5 protein-coding genes are annotated in these 6,637 nt (G+C 66.7%); 3 read left to right on the top strand and 2 right to left on the bottom strand.

Annotated elements, in window-relative coordinates; genetic code table 11:
• Positions 1–963 (bottom strand): ATP-binding protein (locus BIS11_RS08345; protein ID WP_253585915.1); only part of this gene is annotated, 963 nt, incomplete at its 3' end.
• On the bottom strand, positions 960–1,682 hold the full coding sequence (locus BIS11_RS08340) for a response regulator (RefSeq protein WP_253585914.1): 723 nt from the start codon (positions 1,680–1,682) through the stop codon (positions 960–962). The genes BIS11_RS08345 and BIS11_RS08340, both read right to left, overlap by 4 nt.
• Positions 1,683–1,811: 129 nt before the next feature.
• On the opposite strand from BIS11_RS08340, the gene BIS11_RS08335 reads away from it, so the two are divergent.
• The 3 genes from BIS11_RS08335 to BIS11_RS08325 form a co-directional block, all read left to right on the top strand.
• A complete protein-coding gene (locus tag BIS11_RS08335; RefSeq protein ID WP_253425964.1) occupies positions 1,812–2,975 on the top strand; it encodes an efflux RND transporter periplasmic adaptor subunit in 1,164 nt (387 codons plus the stop codon).
• Between the two features lie 54 nt (positions 2,976–3,029).
• On the top strand, positions 3,030–6,173 hold the full coding sequence (locus BIS11_RS08330; protein WP_253425967.1) for a multidrug efflux RND transporter permease subunit: 3,144 nt from the start codon (positions 3,030–3,032) through the stop codon (positions 6,171–6,173).
• A 42-nt stretch (positions 6,174–6,215) separates the two neighbouring features.
• A partial coding sequence (locus BIS11_RS08325; protein WP_253425970.1) for an MFS transporter occupies positions 6,216–6,637 on the top strand: 422 nt, incomplete at its 3' end.

Below are 6,637 nucleotides of genomic sequence, written 5' to 3'. Positions count from 1 at the left end.
GCCCAGGCCGCTGCCGCCCTGGCCCAGGGGGGCTTGTGCCTCCGCCGGGCGGGCGCGGCGAAAGGCGGTGAAGATGTGGGCGGCGTCCTCCGGGCCAACACCGGGGCCTTCGTCCATGACCCGCAGTACGTAGGCCGTTGCCTCCCGGGTCAATTGAATGCGTACCTCCCCGGGGCTTGCGTGCTGGCGCACGTTTTCCAGCAGTGCCAGCAGGGCCTGACGAAGGCGGAAGGGATCGCCGTACACGGTGCGTATGGGCAGTTCGAGCGTCGGGACATGGTGGGACGCCTCCAGGGCGTGGCGGCAGAACTCGATGACGGACGCGATCTCGGCGCCCAGGTCGCACTCGGTAATCTCGAGGGTCAGGTGGCCGCTGTCCGCCAGGCTCACCGCCCGCAGGTCCTCGATCAGTTGGGCGATGCCGTCCACCTGTTTCAGCAGACTCAGAAACTGGGGCGTCTCCGGCGGAAATACGCCTTCCGCCAGGCCCTGCAAACGCCCGCGCAGGATGGTCACCGGGGTGCGAAGCTCGTGGGCAATGGCCGCGTTCCAGAACGTCATCTCGTCCGACATGCGCGCTAGCTGGTCCGCCAGGGCGTTGAAATCCTTGGCCAGCACCGCCGCCTCGCCCAGGGAGCGGTCACCCGTGGTGGCCCGGGCGCTCAGGTCGCCCTCGGCCACCCGGCGAATGCCCTGGGTGACGGAGTTCAACGGCACCAGGATGCGCCGGGCCAGTTGAACCCCCACGAACATCGCGAACAGCAGCGCGATTAGCGTGGCGAGAACGATCCAGATCCATTCCGGCCCGGTGGGGAACAGGCCGAACTCCTCGAGAGAATCCTGCCAGTACCGCGACATCACGAAATAGAACAGGTACGAGGTGGCCAGCACCAGCAAGGTGATGCCGAAGGCCATCGCGGCCATGGTCAGGGCGATGGTCCGGCTCAGGCCGACGAGCTTCATGGCGCGGCCCAGAGCCGGTACCCCACGCCGCGAATACTGGCGGGCACGCCCTGGATGCCCAGGTCGTCGAGCTTCTTGCGCAGCTTGCTGATGTGGCTGTCCACGGTGCGCTCCAGGGCCTCGCCCTCGGGCAGGCAGGCGGCCAGCAGCTCTCCTCGGGTGAAGACCTTTTTCGGGGCCCGGGCCAGATGGGTCAGCAGCCGGAATTCGGTAAGGGTCAGGGCCAGGCCGTGGGTCACGCCGTTCACCTGTACCGAGGCCTCGTGCTGTTCCAGGTCGATCTCGAAGGGTGGAAGCCGAAGCACCGGGGGCGGTTGAGTATCGTTCATGCTGCGCCTCAACACCGCCTCGACCCGGGCGACCACCTCGGCGGGGTTGAAAGGCTTGACCACGTAGTCGTCGGCGCCGAAGCGCAGGCCCATCAGCTTGTCGATGTCCTGATCCATCGCCGTCAGCATGATCACCGGCGTGTGGCCCCGGTGGCGAATCTCGGACAGCACCTGCCAGCCGTCCAGCTTCGGCATCTTCACGTCGAGCAGCACCAGATCCGGCTTCATCGTCGCGTGCAGTGCCAGGCCCTGGTGGCCGTCCGCCGCATGCAGGGTACGAAGCTCCGCGCGCGCCAGATAGGCCTGCAGGATCTCTGCGATCTCGGGCTCGTCTTCGATGATGAGCACCAGGGCGCGCGGGCTGGAAGAGGGCGGGTGGGGCGTGGGCATGAGCGGGCTCGAACAATTTTGCGTTCTCCATCATATCTCCACATACCGTCGACGTGAACACCATGCGAGGTCGCTATAGTCCCGTCCATTCAACTGGCAGGCGTCTGCCTGTACCTGAAGGGACTACTCATGAAGCTTGCAACTCTGTGCCGTCGTACCGGTGTGGCCGCCGTGTTAATGACCGTGCTGGCCGGCTGTGGGCCCAGGGAAGAGGAGGCCGTGGCACCGCCTGCGCCTCGGGTCTCCGTCGACACCCTGGCCGCCGTCCCGTGGGAACTCACCGAGGATCTGCCCGGACGGGTCACGCCGTTTCAAGTAGCGGACATTCGCGCCCAGGTCGGCGGCATCGTTCAACGCCGGTTGTTCGAGCAGGGCCATGACGTGGAGGCCGGCCAGGCCCTGTTCGAGATCAACCCGGCGCCGTTTCAGGCCGATGTGGACACCGCCCAGGCCGCGCTGCAGAAGGCCGAGGCGGAACTGGCCAACGCCCGTAATCAGTCTTCACGGCTCGAAACCCTTGTGCGCAACGCCTCCGTGAGCCGCCAGGCCTACGATGACGCCGTGGCGACCGCCCAGCAGGCCGCCGCGAACGTGGCCGAGGCCCGGGCGACCCTGGCCCGCCGGCGTCTCGATCTGGAGTTCGCGACCGTGACGTCGCCCATCGCCGGGCGAGTGGACCAGGCGATGGTGACCGAGGGCACACTGGTGGGCAGCGCCGACACCACTGCCATGGCCCGGGTGCAGAACATCGATCAGGTCTATGTCGACGTTCGCCGCCCGTCGTCGTCGCTAACGTCGCTTCAGGGGGCCATGGCCTCCCGGCCCTCCCTCGACGGCGGCATGCCGGTCACCCTGCTGGGCCAGAACGGCGAACCTCTCGAGATGTCGGCCCGCCTGCTGTTCTCCGGCATCGAGGTGGACGCCAGCACCGGCAACCTGCTGCTGCGCGTGCTGGCCGAGAACCCGCAGCATCGACTGCTGCCGGGCATGTTCCTGCGCGCGCGGGTGCCCTACGCCCAGTACGATGCGGCGCTGACCGTGGCCCAGCAAGCCGTGGTGCGCATTGGCGGCCACCCCTATGTGTGGGTAATGGATGAAAGCGAGCGGGTGGAGATGGTCGCCGTGGAACTCGGCGAAACGAAGGAGGGCCGCTACCGGGTGAAGAGCGGGCTCACCGAGGGCCAGAAGGTGGTCGTTGAAGGAATCGAGCGCTTGTCCGATGGCGCCAAGGTCAGCGCTGCGGACTGGGCGCCCGCCGCCCCCGGCAGTGCTCTAGTCGCGTCTGCCCACTGATTTTCCGTCTTCGTTTTAACCCCCGCAGCGGAAATAGCTCAAGGATTCGCCGCCATGCCTCAGTTCTTCATCCAGCGCCCGATCTTCGCGTGGGTGATCGCCCTGTTCATCATCTTGATGGGCGTGATCGCCATTCCGTCGTTGCCGGTGGCGCATTACCCCTCCGTGGCGCCGCCCTCGGTGACCATCACCGCCACCTACCCCGGCGCCACCCCGCAAACCATGAGCGATACGGTGGTCAGCCTCATCGAGCGCGAGCTTTCCAGCGTCAAGAACGTGCTGTACTACCAGTCCACCGCGGACTCCTCCGGCTCGGCCTCGGTCACCGTGACCTTCAAGCCCGGCACCGACCCGGAGCTTGCCCAGGTGGACGTGCAGAACAAGCTCAAGGCGGTGGAGCCCCGGCTGCCCCAGGCGGTACGCCAGGATGGTCTCAGCGTCGAGTCCGCCTCCTCGAGCTTTCTGATGATCGTGGGACTGACCTCGAAAGACGGCCGTTTCGACGAGCTTGCGCTGAACGACTACCTGGCCCGCAACCTGGTGGACGAGGTGCGTCGGGTCGATGGCGTGGGCAAGGTGCAGCTGTTCGGCGCCGAGCAGGCGATGCGGATCTGGTTCGATCCGCAGAAGCTGGCGGATTACGCGCTCTCGATCAACGATGTCTCCGCCGCGATCCAGGCGCAGAACGCGCCGATCGTGCCCGGCAGCATCGGGGCGTCCCCCGCTATCCCTGGCCAGACGGTCACCACCTTGCTGGTGGCGGACGGGCAGCTGCGCACGCCGGACGAGTTCGCCGCCATCGTGCTGCGCGCAGATGAGAGTGGCGTCCAGGTACTGCTGGGCGATGTGGCCCGGGTGGAGCTCGGGGCCCAGTCCTACGGCTTCTCGAACCGGGAAAACGGCCAGCCCGCCACCGCCGCCGCCATTCAGCTTGCCCCCGGGGCCAACGCCGTACGCACCGCCGACGGCGTGCGAGCGCGGCTTTCAGAGCTCGCCACGAGCCTGCCCCCGGGCATGAACTACTCGGTGCCCTTCGATACCGCACCCTTCGTCAAGGTCTCGATCCAGAAGGTCATCCACACCCTGCTCGAGGCCATGGTGCTGGTATTTCTGGTGATGCTGCTGTTTCTGCAGAAGGTGCGCTACACCCTGATTCCTGCGCTGGTGGCGCCGATCGCGCTGCTGGGCACCTTCACGGTCATGCTGGTGGCCGGATCCTCGATCAACGTGCTCACCATGTTCGGCATGGTGCTGGCGATCGGCATCATCGTCGATGACGCCATCGTCGTGGTGGAGAACGTCGAGCGTCTCATGGCCACGGAAGGCCTGTCGCCGAAAAAGGCGACCCAGAAGGCGATGAAGGAGATCACCGGGGCAGTCATCGGCATCACCCTGGTGCTCACGGTAGTGTTCGTGCCCATGGCGTTCTCGAAGGGCTCGGTGGGGGTCATCTACCAGCAGTTCGCTCTGTCCATGGTGGTGTCGATTCTGTTCTCGGCGTTTCTGGCCCTCACGCTGACCCCGGCCCTGTGCGCGAGCCTGCTTCGGCCCGTGGCTGCCGGGCATCACGAAAAGCGCGGCTTCTTCGGAGGGTTCAACCGCCGCTTCGACGGGCTGACCCAGCGCTACGAGAAGCGCGTGACCGGGCTGGTCGCCCGCAGCGGTCGGCTGATGGTGCTGTTTTTGGCGCTGGCGGGGGTGTTGCTGTTCGCCATGAGCCGGCTGCCGTCGTCATTTCTGCCGGAAGAGGATCAGGGCTACTTCATGACCAGCATCCAGCTGCCCGCCAATGCCACCGCCGAGCGCACCCTGAACGTGGTCAAGGCCTACGAGGACCACGTGATGGCGCGCCCGGGCATCAGCGGCAACATGTCCATCCTGGGCTTCGGCTTTTCCGGCTCCGGGGCGAACACGGCGCTGGCGTTCACCATACTCAAGGACTGGGGCGAGCGCGACGGCGCCAGCACCGCCCAGGAAGCGGAGCTGGCCCAGCAGGCCATGGAGCAACTGAACGAGGGCAAGGTGATGAGCCTGTTGCCCCCGGCGATCGACGAACTGGGCACCAAGTCCGGCTTCACCTTCTACCTGCAGGATCTTCGCAATCAAGGGCCTGCCGCCCTGAAGGAGGCGGAAGCCAAGCTGGTCGAGCTGGCCGCCCAAAGCGCCGTGGTCAGCGATGTCTACGCCGATGGCCTGCCCGAGGGCGCGAGCCTGCGCCTGGACATCGACCGGCGCAAGGCCGAGGCCCTGGGCGTGCCGTTTGCCAATATCGGCGAGATCCTCTCTGCCGCCATGGGGTCGTCCTATCTCAACGACTTCCCCAACGACGGGCGGATGCAGCAGGTCATCTTGCAGGCGGATGCCCCGGCTCGCATGCAGATCGACGACGTGCTGAGGCTACAGGTGCGCAATACGCGCGGGGGCATGGTGTCCCTGTCCGAGGTGGTCACGCCGGTGTGGGACGAGACGCCGCTGCAGCTGGAGCGGTACCTGGGCTACCCCGCCTCGAGCATTTCCGGAAGCGCGGCGCCGGGGGCCTCCACCGGCCAGGCCATGGCCGAGATGGAGCGCCTGGTCCAGGCGCTGCCCGCCGGCTTCGCCGTGGCCTGGACTGGCCAGTCCCTGCAGGAGCGCCAGTCCGCCTCCCAGGCGCCTTTGCTGGTGGCGCTGTCGATCCTGGCGGTGTTTCTGGTGCTCGCCGCCCTGTACGAGAGCTGGTCGATTCCGCTGTCGGTCATATTGGTCGTGCCCCTGGGGTTGCTCGGGGCGGTGGCGGCCATGCTGCTCAGAGGCCTGCCCAACGATGTGTTCTTCAAGGTCGGCATGGTTACGGTGATCGGGCTCTCGGCCAAGAACGCGATCCTGATCGTCGAGTTCGCCAAGCAGCTTCGTGAGCAGGGCTGGGGGCTTCGGGAAGCGGCGGTGGAAGCGGCCCGGCTGCGCCTGCGCCCGATCCTGATGACCTCTCTCGCCTTCGGCCTTGGCGTGGTGCCGCTGATGCTCGCCTTCGGCGCCAGCGCCAACACCCAGCACGCGATCGGCACCGGCGTGTTTGGGGGCATGGTCAGCGGCACCTTGCTGGTGGTGCTGTTCGTGCCGGTGTTCTTCGTGTTCGTGATGGGCCTGCAAGAGCGCGTCGGTGCCTGGCGCGCCGCCCGGCGCACGGCCTCAACCCACCATGCAAGCCAGCAGGAGTAACCCCGTGCAACCGTTCGACCTTGCTGAAAAGGAGACCGCTCGATGAAAACGACGAACACCCGCCGTTGGTGGGTTTTGCTTGCGGTGATGCTGGCGTTTCTGCCGGTGGTCATCGACATGACGATCCTGCACGTGGCGGTGCCGGTCTTGACCCCGGCCCTTCAGGCCACCGGCACCCAGGTGCTCTGGATCATCGATATCTATCCACTGCTGATGGCGGGCCTGCTGGTGCCCATGGGTACCCTGGCGGATCGCATCGGCACTCGCCGACTGCTGTTGACCGGGCTCGGTGTGTTCGGGATCGCGTCCTTGCTGGCGGCGTTCTCCACCACTCCGGCCATGCTGATCGGCGCTCGAGTGGTGCTCGCCCTGGGCGGGGCGATGATCATGCCCTGCGTCCTGGGCGTCATTCGCAAGACCTTCGAGGACGAGGGCGAGCGCGCCCTGGCCCTGGGGCTCTGGGG

The organism is Halomonas sp. 707D4 (genome assembly GCF_024158685.1).
Taxonomy (GTDB): Bacteria; Pseudomonadota; Gammaproteobacteria; order Pseudomonadales; family Halomonadaceae; genus Vreelandella.
Note: the sequence above shows the minus strand (reverse complement) of the source record. Positions and strands in the feature narration are given on the sequence as shown.

Excerpts from the sequence above, each read along its gene's own strand:
- BIS11_RS08340 (WP_253585914.1), bottom strand. The coding sequence starts at position 1,682 with ATGCCCACGCCCCACCCGCCCTCTTCCAGCCCGCGCGCCCTGGTGCTC.
- BIS11_RS08335 (WP_253425964.1), top strand. The coding sequence starts at position 1,812 with ATGAAGCTTGCAACTCTGTGCCGTCGTACCGGTGTGGCCGCCGTGTTA.
- BIS11_RS08330 (WP_253425967.1), top strand. The coding sequence starts at position 3,030 with ATGCCTCAGTTCTTCATCCAGCGCCCGATCTTCGCGTGGGTGATCGCC.